17 protein-coding genes, 4 tRNA genes and 1 pseudogene are annotated in these 18113 nt (G+C 60.2%); 11 read left to right on the top strand and 11 right to left on the bottom strand.

Annotation, left to right across the window (positions count from 1 at the left end; genetic code table 11):
* Positions 1–185 (top strand): annotated as a pseudogene (locus HX811_RS31885) (hypothetical protein); the annotation flags it as partial.
* A gap of 375 nt (positions 186–560) precedes the next feature.
* Here HX811_RS31885 and HX811_RS30675 read toward each other — a convergent pair.
* The 4 genes from HX811_RS30675 to HX811_RS30660 form a co-directional block, all read right to left on the bottom strand.
* Positions 561–1340 (bottom strand): ABC transporter permease, encoded by a 780-nt coding sequence (locus tag HX811_RS30675; protein WP_003217229.1) that lies wholly within the window; start codon positions 1338–1340, stop codon positions 561–563.
* On the bottom strand, positions 1337–2269 hold the full coding sequence (locus HX811_RS30670) for an ABC transporter ATP-binding protein (protein WP_003217227.1): 933 nt from the start codon (positions 2267–2269) through the stop codon (positions 1337–1339). Before HX811_RS30670 ends, HX811_RS30675 begins: the two co-directional genes overlap by 4 nt.
* A 135-nt stretch (positions 2270–2404) precedes the next feature.
* Entirely contained in the window at positions 2405–3028 is a 624-nt protein-coding gene (locus HX811_RS30665) for a glutathione S-transferase family protein (RefSeq protein WP_003217226.1), read from the bottom strand.
* 57 nt (positions 3029–3085) lie between these two features.
* Positions 3086–3745 (bottom strand): transglutaminase family protein, encoded by a 660-nt coding sequence (locus HX811_RS30660; RefSeq protein ID WP_177048664.1) that lies wholly within the window; start codon positions 3743–3745, stop codon positions 3086–3088.
* Positions 3746–3937: 192 nt separating this feature from the next.
* Between HX811_RS30660 and HX811_RS30655 the strand changes: the two genes are divergently transcribed.
* Together HX811_RS30655 and HX811_RS30650 are read left to right on the top strand one after the other, a co-directional pair.
* Complete coding sequence (locus HX811_RS30655; RefSeq protein WP_177048662.1) at positions 3938–6385, top strand: acyl-CoA dehydrogenase; 2448 nt, start codon at positions 3938–3940, stop codon at positions 6383–6385.
* A 231-nt stretch (positions 6386–6616) separates the two neighbouring features.
* A complete protein-coding gene (locus HX811_RS30650; protein WP_003217220.1) occupies positions 6617–7024 on the top strand; it encodes a PA2817 family protein in 408 nt (135 codons plus the stop codon).
* Positions 7025–7151: 127 nt separating this feature from the next.
* Here the strand turns inward: HX811_RS30650 and HX811_RS30645 are convergent, their stop codons facing one another.
* Positions 7152–8084, bottom strand: a complete 933-nt coding sequence (locus HX811_RS30645) for a LysR family transcriptional regulator (RefSeq protein WP_177048660.1) — start codon at positions 8082–8084, stop codon at positions 7152–7154.
* Positions 8085–8175: 91 nt separating this feature from the next.
* Between HX811_RS30645 and HX811_RS30640 the strand changes: the two genes are divergently transcribed.
* Positions 8176–8802, top strand: coding sequence for a hypothetical protein (locus HX811_RS30640; RefSeq protein WP_003217215.1), 627 nt, complete (start codon positions 8176–8178; stop codon positions 8800–8802).
* Here the strand turns inward: HX811_RS30640 and HX811_RS30635 are convergent, their stop codons facing one another.
* Entirely contained in the window at positions 8803–10371 is a 1569-nt protein-coding gene (locus HX811_RS30635; protein ID WP_177048658.1) for an alkaline phosphatase, read from the bottom strand.
* Positions 10371–10925, bottom strand: coding sequence for a GNAT family N-acetyltransferase (locus HX811_RS30630; RefSeq protein WP_003217211.1), 555 nt, complete (start codon positions 10923–10925; stop codon positions 10371–10373). Before HX811_RS30630 ends, HX811_RS30635 begins: the two co-directional genes overlap by 1 nt.
* A gap of 189 nt (positions 10926–11114) precedes the next feature.
* Here HX811_RS30630 and HX811_RS30625 point away from each other — a divergent pair, with 189 nt between their 5' ends.
* The 7 genes from HX811_RS30625 (at position 11115) to HX811_RS30595 (ending at position 17487) form a co-directional block, all read left to right on the top strand.
* Positions 11115–11522 carry a biopolymer transporter ExbD gene (locus tag HX811_RS30625; protein WP_003217209.1) on the top strand — a complete coding sequence of 136 codons (408 nt, stop codon included), beginning with the start codon at positions 11115–11117 and terminating at the stop codon, positions 11520–11522.
* A gap of 2 nt (positions 11523–11524) precedes the next feature.
* A complete protein-coding gene (locus HX811_RS30620; protein ID WP_177048656.1) occupies positions 11525–12256 on the top strand; it encodes an energy transducer TonB in 732 nt (243 codons plus the stop codon).
* Between the two features lie 24 nt (positions 12257–12280).
* The gene (locus tag HX811_RS30615) at positions 12281–14563 is read left to right on the top strand and encodes a TonB-dependent receptor (protein WP_008431274.1); all 2283 of its coding nucleotides are present in this window, start codon (positions 12281–12283) and stop codon (positions 14561–14563) included.
* A gap of 17 nt (positions 14564–14580) precedes the next feature.
* Positions 14581–15228, top strand: a complete 648-nt coding sequence (locus HX811_RS30610; RefSeq protein WP_003217203.1) for a MotA/TolQ/ExbB proton channel family protein — start codon at positions 14581–14583, stop codon at positions 15226–15228.
* A gap of 56 nt (positions 15229–15284) precedes the next feature.
* The gene (locus tag HX811_RS30605; protein ID WP_177048654.1) at positions 15285–16502 is read left to right on the top strand and encodes a phospholipase D-like domain-containing protein; all 1218 of its coding nucleotides are present in this window, start codon (positions 15285–15287) and stop codon (positions 16500–16502) included.
* Positions 16503–16618: 116 nt separating this feature from the next.
* Positions 16619–16945, top strand: a complete 327-nt coding sequence (locus tag HX811_RS30600) for a hypothetical protein (RefSeq protein WP_177048652.1) — start codon at positions 16619–16621, stop codon at positions 16943–16945.
* Positions 16942–17487 carry a hypothetical protein gene (locus HX811_RS30595; protein ID WP_008431270.1) on the top strand — a complete coding sequence of 182 codons (546 nt, stop codon included), beginning with the start codon at positions 16942–16944 and terminating at the stop codon, positions 17485–17487. Before HX811_RS30600 ends, HX811_RS30595 begins: the two co-directional genes overlap by 4 nt.
* A gap of 99 nt (positions 17488–17586) precedes the next feature.
* Here the strand turns inward: HX811_RS30595 and HX811_RS30590 are convergent.
* The 4 genes from HX811_RS30590 to HX811_RS30575 all read right to left on the bottom strand — a co-directional run bounded on the left by HX811_RS30590 (position 17587) and on the right by HX811_RS30575 (position 18000).
* Positions 17587–17662: transfer RNA gene (locus HX811_RS30590), tRNA-Gly, on the bottom strand.
* A 3-nt stretch (positions 17663–17665) separates the two neighbouring features.
* Positions 17666–17741, bottom strand: a tRNA-Glu gene (locus HX811_RS30585).
* Positions 17742–17845: 104 nt separating this feature from the next.
* Positions 17846–17921 (bottom strand) — tRNA-Gly (locus HX811_RS30580).
* Positions 17922–17924: 3 nt separating this feature from the next.
* Positions 17925–18000 (bottom strand) — tRNA-Glu (locus tag HX811_RS30575).
* Positions 18001–18113 lie beyond the last annotated feature (113 nt).

Here is an 18113-nt window from a genome sequence, read left to right as displayed (position 1 = left end):
CCGGCTTGAGTGTTGAAGAGCAAAATCAAAAGCTAAAGCGGGCACGGTTCAAATGTGGGAGCTGGCTTGCCTGCGATGGCATCACCTCGGCGTGTCTGAAAAACCGAGGTGTCTGCATCGCAGGCAAGCCAGCTCCCACAGAAAAGCAGCTCTGCTTTCGCTCTGGATCTTGCCTTTGCTTTTAACACTCAGGTCGGCTCTCAGGCCGCCGTGCTCTTGCTTTTGATTTTGATCTTGCTCTGACTGCCCCAATAAGCCCGAGGCCGAACGCAGGTATTGCGGAGCGGGTAAACCGGCAGGACGCCGGTTTAGCCGCGCCGGGCCATGGATGGCCCGTCGCGGCGGCCCGCGGAGCAATGCCGGAGTGAGGGAACGCCGAGCCTAAGCGAGGCGCCGACAGGCGGGGCAGAGCCCTTTGCTTACTTTGGGGCTTTTCCAAAGTGAGCCGCTGTAAGAGCGGAACCATAAGTGGCCGTTACCGAAAAAACGGATATGTACTCAAACCAAACCCCAAAAAAAACGACCTCATCTGGAGGCCGTTTCTCATTACATCTCAACGCTTAGGTGCGCATCCCGCGCCCACTCACCAGCAACCGCGCACACCCCACATACAGCACCACAGTCGCCACCAGCATAAAGGTGATCGCCACACTGATCTTGATGTCCGAAACGCCCAGGATCCCATAGCGAAACGCGTTAACCATATGCAACACCGGGTTAGCCAACGACACCGTCTGCCAGAACGGCGGCAGCAAGGTGATCGAATAAAACACCCCACCCAGATACGTCAGCGGCGTAAGAACAAACGTCGGAATAATCGAAATATCATCAAAGTTGCGCGCAAACACCGCATTGATGAACCCCAGCAACGAAAAGATAGTCGCCGTCAGCACCACCACCAACAGGGTGATCCCGAGGTGATGCACCTGCAAATGGGTAAAGAACAGCGACAGCAACGTCACAATCACCCCAACCATCAACCCGCGCAGCACACCGCCCAGGGTGTAGCCGATCAAAATCGTATGGGGCGACACCGGCGACACCATCAATTCCTCGATGGACCGCTGGAACTTGCTGCCAAAAAAGCTCGACACCACGTTGCCGTAGGAGTTGGTAATCACCGACATCATGATCAACCCCGGCACGATGTACTCCATATAGGTGAATCCACCCATATCACCAATCTGCCGACCAATCAGGTTACCGAAGATCACGAAGTACAAAACCATGGTGATCGCCGGCGGCAGCAAGGTCTGCGGCCAGATCCGGGTAAAGCGCTTCACTTCGCGATAGACGATGGTCTGCAGCGCGACAAGGTTGGGTTGCAGTTCCGAACTCATACCGCCACCTTCGCCAGATTTTTCTCCACCAGGGACACAAACAACTCCTCAAGGCGATTGGTTTTGTTACGCAGACTCAGCACCTCGATGTTCTGGGTAGCCAGTTGGCCAAACAGCGCGGTGATGCCCACGGCTTTGTCCACCTGGACTTCCAGGGTGTGGCTGTCCACCAGGCGATTCGGGTAGCCGATCAACTGGGGCGCAACCGTCATGTCGTTTTTCAGGTCGAGCAGGAAGGTCTCCACATGCAACTGGCTCAGCAAGTTACGCATGCTGGTGTTTTCGACAATGGTGCCGTGGTCGATGATGCCGATGTTGCGGCACAGCTGCTCAGCCTCTTCCAGGTAGTGCGTGGTGAGGATGATGGTGATGCCTTTCTGGTTCAGCTCGGTGAGAAACGTCCACATCGAACGACGCAGCTCAATGTCCACGCCCGCCGTCGGCTCGTCGAGGATCAGCAGGCGCGGTTCGTGAACCAGGGCGCGAGCGATCATCAAGCGGCGCTTCATGCCCCCGGACAGGGAACGCGAAGGCACGTCGCGCTTGTCCCACAAGCCCAGTTGCGTGAGGTATTGCTCGGCGCGTTCCTTGGCGATCTTCGGCGGGATGCCGTAGTAACCGGCCTGGGTCACGACGATGTCGAAGGTCTTTTCAAACTGGTTGAAGTTGAACTCCTGGGGCACCACGCCGATGCTGCGCTTGAGCGCCGCCGGGGATTTGTCCAGGTCGTTGCCAAAGATATTCACCGTACCGGTGGTCTTGTTGACCAGGGTCGAGAGAATCCCGATGGTGGTGGATTTGCCGGCGCCATTGGGGCCGAGCAAGGCGAAGAAATCACCTTCGGCGACGTCCAGATCGATACCACTCAGGGCCTGGAAACCGTTGCCGTAGGTTTTGGTTAGCTGCCGGATGGACAGAGCGGAACTCATATCGGATTACGCACCAAAGAAGAGGAATAGAATTGTTACATGAGGGCAGACCGCACGGAATACAACGGCTGCGCGTGACAAGCATGGTGCTTGTCCGCGCCGCACAAGTACAGTAACCCGTATTAATAGTCGGTATCAGGTCAACGCGGTCATGACCGATTTCTGATAGGCCGGACGCTGGCGCAGCCGCTGGTACCAGGCTTCCAGGTTAGGCATCGACGGGCGTTCGATGGGCATTTCGAACCAGGCATAAATGAAGCTGCCCAAGGGAATATCGCCCATGCCGATCTCGCTGCCGGACAGGTAAGGTTGCGTGGCCAAGGCCTGATCCACCGTCTGCAAAACATCGATGCAGGCCTGGCGACCGGCGTTGATGGTGTCCCAGTTCTGTTTTTCAGCCGGGGTTCGCAGCACGCCCCAGAACACGGTCTTGAACGGTTCGGCCAGGGTCGAGGTGGTCCAGTCCATCCACTTTTCCGCATTGGCCCGGGCTTGCAGCTCGCTGGGGTACCAGTTCGAATCCGGCGCATGTTTGGCGGCCAGGTAGCGCACGATGGTGTTGGATTCCCACAGCACGAAGTCGCCATCTTCAATCATCGGCACCCGGCCATTGGGGTTCAGCGCGCGGTATTGCGGCGTGTCGACCACACCAAAAGCCCCGCCCGCATCAATTGCCTCATAGTCCAGGCCGAGCTCCTCGGCGCACCACAGTGCTTTCCTGACATTTGACGAATTTTTACGACCCCAGATTTTCAGCATGACCGCCCCGATTTTGAAAAAGATGGTTGGATGAATGCCGGGGCAGCATACGCCGGATCACGTCCGGCTTAAATCACTCTGCATGTCCCCCAGCAGGATCGGCATCTGCTCGCCAAACAGGTGCGGGTAACATTTCTGGATGTGGGCGAAGAAGAATTCCTCGGGCACCTCGGCAAATTGCCCATGGTCCACCACGTACTCCATGGAGCGCTGGCCCTTGCGGTTGAAAGCGTGGAAAACACTGTCGTGAATGCCGTCGAACTCCAGGGGTGGCACATCGAACAGTTCACACAGTTGCTGGTTGAATGCGGGCGTGGCCTTGACCCAACGGCCATCCAGATACAGTTCGGTGTAGCCATGCATGGCAAATACGTCACTTCTGAGCAGCTCGATCAAACGGGGCGTCGAGAGGTGGTTACGCACGTCGGCCAGGCCGATGCGCGCCGGGATCCCGCAGTGCCTTGCGCACGCCGCCAGCAATGTTGCCTTGGGCACGCAATAACTCTCGCCGGCCGCCAGTGCGAAGCTCGCGCTGAGGGTTTGCGGGTCGCGGCTGAAGGTGTAGGGGTTGTAGCGCACCGCCTCACGCACGGCGTAGTAAAGACTGACTGCCTGGTCACGGGGCGCGGCACTCGAACCGCGATGTTTTTCGGCGAACTCCACCACCGCAGGGTGGTCACTATCGATGAAGCGGCCGGGATTCAAGTACGCATTCATGAGGTTGATCTCCGAGGCAAGCCTTGAGTCTAACCACAGGCCTGCTCTCTGCGATAACGACGATTCGGCCAAATGTCGGCGCCTGGTGGTGATTCGACCTGGCACACCACGTAACACCCTCGTCACCCCGCTTGTTCGGATGCCGACTAAGCTCTGAGGTGATTTCGCACCTGGTTTCACGGAGGATTGAATATGCTGTTGTTGTGGATACTGGTTCTGGTGGTGGGCATTGCCTACCTCGCGCACCGGCGCATCGCGCCCCTGCCCGCCATCGGCGTGGTCGCCGTCTACCTGCTGGCAATGGGCGCCTTCAGCCATGCACCAGGCTGGTTGCTGTTGATCTTCTGGGTGCTGATCGCCCTGGTAGCCGCCCCGCTGCTGCTGCCGGACCTGCGCCGCAAGTACTTCACCGCGCCGCTGTTCAACTGGTTCCAGAAAGTCCTGCCGCCGATGTCCGAGACCGAGCGCGACGCCATCGACGCCGGCACCGTGTGGTGGGACGGCGAGCTGTTCAGCGGCCGCCCCGACTGGGACAAGCTGCTGGCCTATCCCAAGGCGCAACTGACTGAAGAAGAACAAGCCTTCATCGACGGTCCTACCGAAGAACTGTGCGCCATGGTCACCGACTGGGAAATCGGCCAGGCCATGGACCTGCCACCCGCTGCCTGGGAACACATCAAGCAGCATGGCTTTTTTGCCCTGATCATCCCCAAGGAGTTCGGCGGCAAGGGTTTCTCCGCCTACGCCCACTCCCAGGTCGCGATGAAGCTGGCAACCCGCAGCGGCGACCTCGCCTCCACGGTCATGGTCCCCAACTCCCTGGGCCCGGCCGAATTGCTGCTGCACTACGGCACCGATGAACAACGCAACCATTACCTGCCACGCCTGGCCCGTGGCGACGATATCCCGTGCTTTGCCCTGACCGGCCCACTGGCCGGTTCCGATGCCGGCTCCATGCCCGACACCGGGGTGATCTGCAAAGGCGAATGGGAAGGCAAGGAAACCCTCGGCCTGCGCCTGAACTGGGAAAAACGCTACATCACCCTCGGCCCGGTAGCGACTTTGCTCGGCCTGGCCTTCAAGGCCCATGACCCGGATCATCTGCTGGGCGACAAAGAAGACCTGGGCATCAGCCTCGCGCTGATCCCTACCGACACCCCGGGTGTTGAAATTGGCCGCCGTCACCTGCCACTGGGCGCCGCGTTCATGAACGGCCCCAACTCCGGCAAGGATGTTTTCATTCCGCTGGAATTCCTGATCGGTGGCCAGGAAATGCTCGGCAAGGGCTGGATGATGCTGATGAACTGCCTGTCGGTAGGCCGTTCGATTTCCCTGCCTGCCGTCGGAACGGGCGCGGCCAAGTTCACCAGCCTGGTGACCGGCCAGTACGCCCAGGTGCGTGAGCAGTTCAACGTCCCTCTGGCGGCCTTTGAAGGCATCCAGGAAGCCCTGGCCCGCATCGGCGGCAACGCGTGGCTGATGGACAGCGCGCGGATGCTCACCGCCAACGCGGTCGACCTGGGGGAAAAACCCTCGGTACTGTCGGCGATCCTCAAGTACCACCTGACCGAACGCGGCCGCGAATGCATCAGCCACGCGATGGACGTGCACGGCGGCAAGGGCATCATCATGGGCCCCAACAACTACCTGGGCCGCAGCTGGCAAGGCGCGCCGATCTTCATCACCGTGGAAGGCGCGAATATCCTCTCGCGCAACCTGATGATCTTCGGCCAGGGTGCGATTCGCTGCCATCCGTTCGTGCTCAAGGAAATGGCCCTGGCCGGTCGCGAAGACCATGACCAGGCGCTGAAGGAATTCGACGGCCTGCTGCTGCAGCACATCGGCTTTGCCGTGAGCAACGCCGCCAGCACCCTGGTGTTGAACCTCGGTTTCGGCCACTTCGAAAAGGCTCCGGGCAACCGCCTGAGCCAGGGCTATTTCCGCGCACTCAACCGTCAGGCCGCGGCGTTTGCGATGCTGGCGGACCTGAGCATGATGCTGCTGGGCGGCGAGTTGAAACGACGCGAACGCCTGTCGGCACGTCTTGGTGATGTGCTGAGCCACATGTACCTGGCATCGGCTGCACTGAAGCGTTATCACGACCTGGATTCGCCAGACCACCTGGAACCGCTGTTCGCCTGGGCCATGGAAGAGAGCCTTGGCCACTCCGAGCGTGCACTGGATGAACTGCTGACCAACTTCCCGAGCAAGGTGTTGGGTTGTCTGTTGCGGGTGATCGTGTTCCCGTTCGGCCGCCGTCATAAAGGCCCGTCCGATGCGCTGGATGCCGAGGTGGCCGCAGTGCTTGGTCGCGCCAAGGGTGACCCGACCCTGGAAGCGGTGCTGGCTGGCTGCTATCGCCCACAGTCTGCAGAAGATCCGGTGGGCGCCCTGCAACATGCCTACGACCTGTTGGCCGACAGCCATCCGTTGCAGAAAAAACTCCACGAAGGCCTCAAGAGCGGCCAGGTCAAACCGACCGCGGGCGAACACGCCATCGATGCCGCGCTGCATGCCGGCGTGCTGCAACCGGCCGAGGCGCAAACCCTGCGTGACGCCGAAGCAGCGCGACGCAAGGTGATCGACGTGGATGATTTCAGCAAGGAAGAACTGAGCCAGGCCGAGGGAAAAGTCCGCTGATCCCAGCGGTCATATAAAAACGGGTAGAGTGCCCTGCCTCACAAATACTGATCCCTTTTGACGGCGTCTGTTGTCGTCATGCTGCGTTGCCGCTCCTCGCCATAGCAAGCTATGACTCGTCGCGGCGCCTTGCCTGACAACAACAGCCACTCGTCAAAAGGAATCGTATTTGTGAGGCAAGGCACCGAGCTATATACTCTCGCGCCCGTTTTGCTCTTGAGGACTTATCTCGTGTCCAACGTCGTTGCCGATCATCTCGTCTTGCTCGACCACCTGCGCAGCATCCTGGTTGCCGTCGGCGAAGCCGAACAGGTTCCCGAGGAAAGCCACCTCCTGTTCCTGGAGCGCTTCGATGAACTGCGCGCCTTGCTGCCCATCGACCCGATCGAAAGCCAGTACCTGGGCCAGGACATGATGAGCCAGGTCATCCTGCGCTACCCGCAAATTGCTCACCTGGTACCGCGCGACCTGCTGTGGTTCTTCGGTGGCGACTGCCTGCACTTCATGCCCGACGACGAGCTGGACCTGTACCAGGCCTTGGAAGAACGTCGCTTCGAAGCTGAACAGAACGACGAACCGTTCGACTGGAACCAGGAAAAGCAGTTGTTGGCCATGTCCAATGACCAGCCCAAGCACTGATTTCAGGGCTCACGCAGATCAAATGTGGGAGCGGGCTTGCTCGCGAATGCGGTGTGTCAGTCAATATTTTAGGTGACTGATACACCGCATTCGCGAGCAAGCCCGCTCCCACATTTAAACTGTATTCCTACCGCTTGTTCAGCGTCGGCTCTCTCTTCATGCACTCCACCAGATAATCAATAAACACCCGCAACTTCGGCGGCAGGTACCGCGTCGGCGAATGCAGTAGCCACGCATCCCCGTGGTACGACGCAATGAAATCCCACCCCGGCAACGCCTGCACCACCTCCCCCGCCTCCAGCGCATGCCGCGCCGTGAAATACGGCAAGCTGCCAATCCCCACATGTTGCAACACCGCATCCAGCCGCACGCCTGTGTGATTGGCCGCATACCGCCCGCGCACGCCCACCGTCACCGCCTTGCTGCCCTGGCGAAACTTCCAGCGCGCATCCCCCGGCGTCTCACCCAGGTAGATGCAACTGTGCTCCAGCAAATCATGGGGATGCTGCGGCGTACCGTGCTCCGCCAGGTACCGCGGCGTGGCGCAGATCAAATGCTCGATCGGCAGCAACTGGCGCCCCACCAACCCCGGCGGCGGGCTGTCGGTGATGCGGATGCTCAGGTCGACATTGTCGTCAATCAGGTCCACATGCCGGTCCTCCAGGATCAACTGCACGTCAACCTTGGGATAACGCCGCAAAAACTCCGGCATATGCGGATGCACCACAAAACGCCCCACCGCCTTGGGCACGCTGACCCGCACCAGCCCTTCGGCTTCATGGGTGTATTGGCCGCTGATTTCCATCACCGACCGCGCAGCACTGACCATTTCCTGGCAGCGCTTGAACACCTCTTCGCCACCTTCGCTGAGGCGCAACTTGCGCGTGGTGCGTTGCAGCAGGCGAGTTGCCAGGGCCTTTTCCAGGCGTGAGATGCTGCGGCTCACGGAGGACGGCGATGCTCCCAGTTGGCGCGCAGCCTCGGAGAAGCTGCCTGTTTCCACCACCTTGACGAAAATCGCCATTTCGCCCAGCAGCGGTAAGGGAAGATTGATGCTCATGACGCACAAGTCCATTGAGATTTGAACGGATTATCACCCATTGGTGCACTTCTTATACTGCCGGTTAGAAACCCTGATGCGGATATAAATGATGACCCAGCGCCTGTTTTTTACCCATGACCACCTGAATGCCGAACTTGAAGTGCTGGGATGCACACCTTTTGATAACCAGTTTGCGGTCATCCTGCAGTCCACAATCTTCCATCCACAAGGTGGCGGCCAGCCCTGCGACACCGGCTGGCTCGGGGCAAGCCAGGTGTTGAAGGTGGTGCAGGAAGGCGATCATGTCGTGCATTACGTAGACCGCCCCGTGGCTCCCGGCGTGATCCAGGCACGCGTCGATGAAGACCGCCGCACCTTGCACACGCGCCTGCACTCGGCCGGGCATCTGATCGGCAATGCCGGTGAAACCCTGGGCTGGATGCCGATCAAGGCTCATCACTGGCCGGGCGAAGGCAAGATCACCTTTATTCGCGGCACCTCGGCCCAGGCCATGGACGCCGAGGCGATCCAGCGGCAAGTCGACCAATGGATCGCCGCCAACCTGCCGCGCCATATGGCCCTGGATGACGGTACGCGGCAAGTGGGTTTTGGCGACCTGCCGGCCTATGCCTGCGGCGGCACGCACGTGCAGGCATTGGGGGACGTGGGCCAGGTGACGATCCTGGCCCTCTCCGAGAAAAAGGGAGCATTGTCGGTGCGCTATACCCTGAACTGACTAAACCGCAATCGCCCCCGCCCTGCCCGGCTCCACCACGAACGACTTGAGGGTCGAGACGCTGGCGTTCGGATCCCGGGGATCGGAAATCACCCGGAAGTTCGTCAGCATATTCCTCTCCTCAAGCGCCACCGACACATAGCCGCGCTGGCGGCTGTCGAAAAACTTCACATGGGGATTGAGGGGCAGGATCGCACTGAACGCATCAAATGGTGGCCCGTCAGACGTCACCGACGTGCCGACAAACTCGGTCGCGACCACGGGCGAATCCGGATTCCCTGCGTCAGCGTGCAGGTCCGTCGTCCAGAACGAGTGAATATCGCCGCCCCAGAACACCGGGTTATTCACCTTTCTGCGCACCATCGACGCAAGCATCCGCTCACGGTTGGCCATGTAACCATCCCAGCCATCTGTCCAGCGGCCGGGCTTGTGGTTGGTCAGGTCACGTTGCGTGAGCGGCGCGACCAACAGGTCCTGCGCGATCACGTTCCATTGTGCCCGGGACTCGGCAAAACCCTGATCCAGCCAAGCCTCCTGCTCCCAGCCGAGCATGGTGCGACGGGGATCGCGCAGGTCAGCACAGGTGTTCGCGGCCACATGTCCCTTGTGGCTGCCATTGGCCAGGATGCATGGCTGCTCGGAGCGGTACTGACGCCCATCCAGCACATGGAAACGCGCCAGCCGGCCGTAGTCCAAACGCCGATAGAGGCGCATGTCCGGCCCGCGCGGCAGGCTGCTGGCCCGCAGCGGCATGTGCTCGTAGAAGGCCTGGTAGGCCGCCGCCCGCTGCTTGAGAAAACTCGTCACCGGGATGTTCGGGTCCTGGGACCACTGGCTGGCATAGTCGTTTTGCACTTCGTGATCGTCCCAGGTGACCACACTGGGCGCCGCAGCATGCAGTGCCTGCAAATCCGGATCGGTCTTGTACAGGGCGTAGCGGTTGCGGTAATCCACCAGATTCAACGCATTGCCGCTGCCGTGGGGGCGAATGATTTTGCCGGAATCAGCCGCGTAGGAACTGTCATAGATGTAATCCCCGAGGAAAAACACCAGGTCAGGCTGCTCGGCGGCCAAATGCCGATAGGCGCTGAAGTAGCCTCGCTCCCAATGGGAGCAGGAGACAAAACCCAACTGCGCTGATGCCATGGCATGCACCGCCGGCGCAGTGCGCGACTGGCCCACCGGGCTTTGCGCACCGAGGCCTTCGAACTGGTACCAGTAAGGTCGACCCGCCTCCAGCCCGGCGACTTCCACATGCACCGAATGGGCGAAACGCTCGCTGGCCATCACCTCGCCCTGGCGCACAACGCGCGTCATCGCTGCATCGCGGGCCACCTTCCAGCGCACCGGCACCGCTCGGCTCAGGCCACCCCGACCGTCGGCGGCATTGAACAGCGGCGCGAGGCGCGTCCAGATCACGAAACCATCGGGCAATGGATCGCCTGACGCCACGCCGAGGGTGAAGGGATAGTCGATGCCTGCACTACGGGCAAACGGGCTGAGGATCGAAAACGCCGTGGCAACTGCAAGCCCGCCCAGTACGCGACGGCGATCGTGATTCACACTCATCAACTGCGCTCCTTCCAATCGGCACGCACCAGGCCATACAACAACATGTCCTCGTGCACCCCATTCTTGAGGAAGGCGCCCTTCATGCACCCTTCGTAACCCAAGCCAATTTTTTCCATGACCCGAGCGGACCCTTTGTTACGAGCAAAGCACTGGCTGCCCACACGCTGCAGCGCCAATTCGCTGAACCCAAACGCCATGATCTGTGCCGCTGCTTCGGCGGCATAACCCTGGCTTCGAGAATGGGCGGCCACCCAATACCCGAGATGCCCACTTCGATGAGCAGCAGATAATCTGAGACTGATCACGCCGATCAATTCGCCAGTTTCCCGCAGATGAATCCCCAGCCCCAGTGAATGCCCCGAGCGGTAATTCTCTGCCTGGCCATCAATAAAGGCGTGTGCGGTTTCCAAGGTGTATGGCGATGGAATCGCAGCCGTGTTGTTCGCAATATCGGGATCGTTGGCCAGCACCGACAACGTCTCGGCCTGCTCCTTTTGCAGAGGCTTCAACAGCAGTCGCGGGGTGGATAAATGCGGCAGTGCAATGCTCATGCAGGGGGACTCGCGAAATAAATTCTCCAAGAATGTACCCGCGTCGTGTCAGTTTCATTACGTAGATAAATAGACCCACGAGTCGTCTGTAAGACGCGTCCTAGAGCCTTAAAAGCTTAAATTAAAGTTAACCATTCGGTCATTTTTGGTTGCTAGCGTGTCGCCCCTAATCAACTGCGGGGTAGCGGAATGAGAACTTGGGATGAACCCAAAAAACGCAAGGCACACATCGAACTGATCCCGATGATCGACGTGATGATGTTCCTGTTGGTGTTTTTTGTACTGGTGAGTTTGAACGTGATTCCGGCCCTGGGCATGAAGACTCAGCTGCCGAGCGCCAGCAGTTCACAGCAGCTCAAGCCGCAAAATAAATTCATCCTGACCCTGGGCCTGGAAGGTCAGCTGCAGCTCGATGGCAAGGACCTGACCGTCGACGCGCTGGTGCCTGCACTCAAGGCCGGCGAGAAGCCAGACACCAAGTCGACGATCATCGTCAACAGCGACAAAGGCGTGGAAGTGTCGCGCCTGGTCGAGGTGATGGACACCCTGCGCCTGGGTGGCTTTACCTCTGTCTCCATCGCCACGAAAAAGTCCTGATCATGTATGCCTTGTTTCGTGCGCGTCGGCTGCTGGGCAGTGTCCCGGCCCTGATCGCCCTGGTGCTGATTGCACTGGGTATCCAGTCCCAACCCCTGAAGATCCAGCCGCAGTACGACGAGTCGGCGGTTGAACTCGCGCTGGTCGAGCCCGAGCCGGAAGTGGTCCCCGAGCCCGTGGTGGAAGAACCGCCGCCGCCGGTGATCGAAGACAAGGAGGCCGAACCTGCCCCTCCGCCTCCGCCACCCAAGCCGATCCCCAAACCACTGCCAAAGCCTGAGCCCAAGCCAAAACCGGTGCCCAAGCCCGTGGTCGCCAAGCCAACGCCTGTGCCTGCGCCAGCTCCGGTGGCCGCCAAGCCGGTGCAAGCCGCTCCCGCTCCCACGCCAGCACCCGCCGCTCCGCCGGCGCCGCCGAAAGTCGACGGCCAGGCACTGGAAGGCGGCTACCTCAAGGGCTTGCGCAACGAGTTGGACACCTACAAGCAATACCCCACCGGGCGCCAGGCGTCCCTTGAACGCCCGAGTGGCGAGGTGGTGGTCTGGTTAATGGTGGACCGCCAAGGCCGCGTCCTCGACTCCGGGATCCAGACCCCGGCGCCGAGCATGCTGCTCAACCGGGCCGCCACCAACAGCCTGCGCCGTATCAAGCAGGTGAAACCGTTCCCCGAACAAGCCTTCGGTGGACGTAACGAGCAGCGCTTCACCGCCACCTTCAACTACAGCGTGCAATAAGCACACACCACCAGGACGACAGTGATGAAGTTCACCCGGATTCATCTGGCACTCGTTGCCGCGACGAGCATGACCCATGGAGTGGTCATGGCAGATACCAGCGACAGTGACGTCGGGACTATTGGGGTACAGGGCAAGGCAACCGCTGGGGGCGGTTACATGGTCCAGGAAGAGAGCGCCAAGGGCCGCTCGACCATCACCAAGGAAGCGTTGGACAAACAGACGGCCACCGGCAACGCCATCGACAAGCTCAAGTACACCCCGGGCCTGAACATCTCCAGTGAAGACAACACCGGCCTCTCGGGCTTCCGCTTCACCATGCGCGGCATGAACTCCGACCAGGTCGGTATGTCGGTGGACGGCATGCCGATCAACGACTCCGGCAACTACGCGTTGTACTCCAACCTGTTGGGCGACCCGGAAAACATCGACCAGATTTTCGTCACCCAGGGCTCGTCGGAAGCCGACGGCCCGCACATCGGTTCCAGTGGCGGCAACATCGGCATCGTGACCATTCGCCCCACCAAGGAAACCGGGGCCTTCGTCAAGCAAGTGGTCGGCAGCAACGCCACCCGCAAGACCTTTGCCCGCCTCAACACCGGTGAAGTCAACGGCCTGAGCAACTGGCTGTCGGCCTCCCACACCGAAGGCCAGATGTGGCGCGGCTCGGGTGCCGTACGTGCGGACAAGGTGGAGTGGAACAGCTTCTTCGACGCCGGCAACGGCAATACCGCCAACCTGATCCTCAAGTACCACGAGCAGGACAACAACAGTTACAGCCAGTTGACCAAGGCACAGTTCCAGCAGTACGGCCGCAAGTACGACCCGTACCCGGCGACACCGGCGGTGGGCGCCAACGGCAAGGTCAGCAGCTACTACGACCTGGCGCAGAACCCGTTCCAGACCTTTACCGCCGTGCTCAACACCCAGTACAAGCTGAGCGACAACCTGTCCCTCTCGGTGATCCCGTATTACTACTACGGCAACGGCAGCGGCGTGGGCTCCTCGGCCTATGCGCTGAACAGTGGCTCGAACAAGGGCGGCGTTTTCGACCTCGGCAACCTGCCGACACAGGCTCAATACAACGCCGACGGTTCCGCGACCACCGGCGTCTACTACCGCCCTTCGCGCACCCAGACCTGGCGCCCGGGCATCACCACCAAGCTGAACTGGGACCTGGGCGACCACAGCCTGCAATTCGGCTACTGGTATGAACGCGCCCGCCAAAGCCAGACCCAACCGTTCATTGCCCTCAAGAACAACGGCAAGCCAAGCGATACCTGGCCCGACGGCAACTCCGTGGTCGACGCCAACGGCAACACCGTACAGGGTCGCGACCGCTACACCGTGACGCCGGCGCAAAAGGTCTGGACCCAGGACACCTGGTACATCAACTCGGACTGGACGTTGATCGCGGGCATTGCCTACATGAACGTCGAGCGTGACGGCACCAACCACGGCAGCCTCACCGAGCAACCCGGCAAGGCCAGCCAGACCTACAACAAACTGCTGCCCAACGCCGGCCTGAAATACCAGCTCGACGAGCGTGACCAGTTGTTCTACAGCCTGTCGCGCAACATGCGTATTCCACAGAACTACGTGCTGTACGACAAAGGCGTCGGCTCCCTCGACTCCAAGCCGGAACTCAGCTGGAACCAGGAACTGGGCTGGCGCTACACCGGCGAAGACAGCACCCTCGCCGCGACCCTGTTCTACATGCAGTTCAAGAATCGCCAGCTCACCTCCCTGGACAGCAACGGTGATTCCGCCGACATCAACGCCGGCACCGTCATCAACAAAGGCCTGGAACTGGAGTGGAGCGGCAAGCTGCCGCACAACTTCAACTACTACACCTCCTACACCTACACCAGCTCCAAGCAGCAGGACGACCTGACCGTCTACAGCGCCGGCAAGCCGATCGTGCTGCCCACCAGCGGCAAGCAGTTCGCCAACGTGCCGACCAACATGCTGGCGGCCAACATCGGCTATGACGACGGGCGCTTCTACGGCACCTTCGGCGGCAAGTTCACCAGCAAGCTCTATGGCGACCTGACCAACGACGAAGCCATCTCCGCCCGCACCATCTTCAACCTCGGCGCCGGTATCTACCTGCCGGTGGACAAGAAAGTCGTCAAGGACGCAACCCTGCGCCTGAACGTCGACAACCTGTTCGACAAGAAGTACCTGGACGGCGTGTACACCACCAAGACCAACTCGGCGAGCTACAGCGGTTTCCGCGATGGCGACCCGGCCTACATCGTTGGGCTTGACCGCACCGTCACCGTTTCCCTGGAAGCCAATTTCTAACTGCGAGGCTCAGCATCATGGACATGAACCTGCTTCACCAAATCACCTTTTATGTGATGTACGCCGCACTGGCGATTGCAATCTTCATCACCATCGAACGTGGCATCTACTTCGCCTACGTGCGCCGCCAGGCCCGTGCATTGACCGAAGTGCTGGGCGCCAATGTGCACAGCGAACGCGACCTGCCGGAAAACCTGACTCGCCGTGACAGCCTGCCGCTGAGCATGGTGCTGCCGATCCTGGCGCAGAAGGCGTCCCATGGTTCGCGCAAGGACCTGGACGACGAGATCGAAACCCAGTACCTCAAGACCCGCGCGCCGCTGTCGCGCAGCCTGTGGATCATCGAAACCATCACCACCGCCGCGCCGCTGCTCGGCCTGCTGGGGACCATCCTCGGCATCATCGACACCTTCAAGGCGCTGGCCAGTGCCGGTGTGTCCGACCCGGGCCAGATTTCCGGTGGTATCGGTACGGCCCTGTTCGCCACGGGTTTGGGGATCGCCATCGCGCTGTTCTGCGTGGTGTTCCACAACTTCTTCCAGGACAGCCTGGAGCGTATCAACGACCAGCTGAAAATCCTGCTGATCCGCGCTGCAACCGGTGCCCGCGTGCAGGGTGAAGTGCCGCACCTGGTACCGACCCCGCTGCACACCCGCACTGCGTGACCTTCCCGGGGCGGGCGCATCATGCGCCCGCCCTTTTTTTGCCCGATGAGACGCCTATGTCCATATCGCTGAAATTACGTATCGCCGGCCTTGCAGGCCTGCTCCTCAGTCCGCTTGCCCAGGCGGACTTTTCAATTCCGGGATTTGAGTTGGTACACACCGTGCCAGTGGACACCCAACTTGGCACCGCCGATCTGCGCCAGCCCGGCCCCGTGTGGATCCAGCTGTTCGACGGCGCGAAAAGCCGCATCGACATCGGCCAGTTCTACGCGGCCAACCATCCTGGCTCGGTGATGGACAAGGTGATTGAACACCTGGAAGCCGCCGGCAAACGCGGGGTGAAAATTCGCTTCCTGCTGGAAGAAAAAGGCGTGCGGCTGTCGGAAGCCTCGACCCTGGAGCGCCTGAAAGCCATTCCCAACCTGACCTTCCGCATCCTGCCCTATGGCAAGCTGAGTGGGGGGATCATCCACGCCAAGTACATGGTAGTGGATGGCAAGCAGGCGTTTATCGGCAGCCAGAACTTCGACTGGCGTTCGCTGGAGCATATCCACGAAACCGGGCTGTTGATCAGTGATGCAAACGTCGTCGCCCAGACCCAGGCCATTTTTGAACAGGACTGGCAGGCCCAGGCTGCGTTGGCCGACAACCAGCCTGTTGCCCTGCCCGCCACAGGCGCCACACCGGCACGCACCGGCAACTACCTGGTAGCCAGCCCCCAGCGCTACAACCCGCCGGGTGTGGGTGATTCGCAGTTGGAACTGCCACGTTTGCTGGGCGAGGCGAAAAAGGAAGTGCGCGTACAACTGCTGGACTACGCGCCGCTGTCCTATGGACCTGACAGAACCCGGCCTTACTACGCGATGATCGACAACGCCGTGCGTGCAGCGGCAGCGCGCGGGGTCTCGATCAAGTTGATGGTATCCAACTGGAACACCGAAGCACTGGAATTGCCGTACCTGAAAAGCCTGGCGGTGCTGCCGAATGTCGAGGTCAAGATCGTCACGCTGCCCGAGGCCAGGCAAGGTTTTATTCCTTATGCGCGGGTGATCCACAGCAAGACCATGGAAATCGACGGGCAAGTGGCGTGGGTAGGGACCAGTAACTGGCTGGGCGGTTATTTCGATAACTCGCGCAACCTGGAAGTGGTGATGCGCAGTGAGGCGATGGCCAAGCGTGTGGGAGATTTACACGAGCAACTGTGGGACGGGCCGTATGCCAAGGCACTGGAAGTGACGAGTGAGTACCCGGAGCCGCATCCGGGCAAGCCGTGAGCCGTTGCCTGCAAATCCCATGATTTGCGGGCAATGTCACATTGCCAGATATGAATGTTGCACTTTTCCGCCGTTGCGCTGACCAACCGTGCACACCTCATGGATGGAGAGCAGGGATGAACACCACACGCAATGGACTGTACGGTACGGCGCTGGTTTGGGCGGCCATCGGACTGGCAGGTTGTGCCAATTCCATGACCTCCACCGGGGTGCCGGGGGTGAAGATGGGCGACAGCTATGAGCAGGTACTCGCCGTGGTCAGCCGTGACAATACGGTGACCAGGAAGATCGACGGGGAAGCATTCCGGGCTGAAGGTTACTCGGAGACGTTTAAGGATTGTCGCAACAAATATTTTATCTTCCAGGGTGCTAATGGCTTGCAGATGGTCAAGCTTGAGCCCGCGCCGCATCTGTCGGTCAGCCAGAACTGCCGCCAGCCATGAGAACCTTACGTGTAATTCCCGCCCTGTTCCTGGTTCTTCTCAGCGGCTGTGGCCAGGTATATAACGTCCGCTCCCTCAACACCGCCTATACAGCGCCACCGTCTGCCGAGACGGCGCGCTTGCGCATTATCAGTGACGGCATGGTGCGCGCAGTGCCCGGGCGCGATTGCCTGGACTGGAATGTTCCCGGAGCAGGCGTGATGGTGTCCGCCAAATCCGGCTTCGCCGACCGCAATGGCGCAAGCCTGGGGATGCCGGGGCCGATTTACACCTGGGACGGTGCGGTGTCGTCCGAACAGGTGATTCCGGCGAACACACCCATTGCCTTTCATTACCTTGGGTTGCCGCAATATGGCCGGCAATGTTTCAACACCATGACCTTTATCCCCAAGCCCGGCATGGACTACATGGTGCGAGCATCAATGTCCGGGAGTTGCTCATTCGAGCTTGCTGAGCTGCCGAAAGGTGCCGAACGATGGAGTCCGATTGAACCGACGCCATCGGGAAGGCTATCGATGTGCCATGCGATGGATAATTTCTAGCGGTACAAACGCAACGTGGGCCGAGGCATTGCACTGCGGCTCACAAAAAACCCACAAACAAAAACGCCGATCATTGCTGATCGGCGTTTTCGTTAAATATGGAGCGGGAAACGAGACTCGAACTCGCGACCCCGACCTTGGCAAGGTCGTGCTCTACCAACTGAGCTATTCCCGCAAATGGCGTCCCCTAGGGGACTCGAACCCCTGTTACCGCCGTGAAAGGGCGGTGTCCTAGGCCACTAGACGAAGGGGACACGCTACTGAAACACATGGTGTGTATTTCAGTGCCCAGAGATTAAATCCGAAGATTACGCCCTGGTTTCACTCAGTGCCGCCCGAGGGCAACACTGCTTAAATTTGGAGCGGGAAACGAGACTCGAACTCGCGACCCCGACCTTGGCAAGGTCGTGCTCTACCAACTGAGCTATTCCCGCATATGGCGTCCCCTAGGGGACTCGAACCCCTGTTACCGCCGTGAAAGGGCGGTGTCCTAGGCCACTAGACGAAGGGGACACACGTACAACATTCACTCCCTACCGCGTTTCGCTGTGTGCTTTACGCTGTAAGTGGCGCGCATTCTATGGATGGATTGGGAGGTCGTCAACCCCCAAGGATAAATTTATTTA

Origin of the sequence: Pseudomonas sp. F8002, assembly GCF_013385495.1 — a bacterium.
Taxonomy (GTDB): domain Bacteria; phylum Pseudomonadota; class Gammaproteobacteria; order Pseudomonadales; family Pseudomonadaceae; genus Aquipseudomonas.
This window is presented reverse-complemented; position numbering and strand designations above follow the sequence as displayed.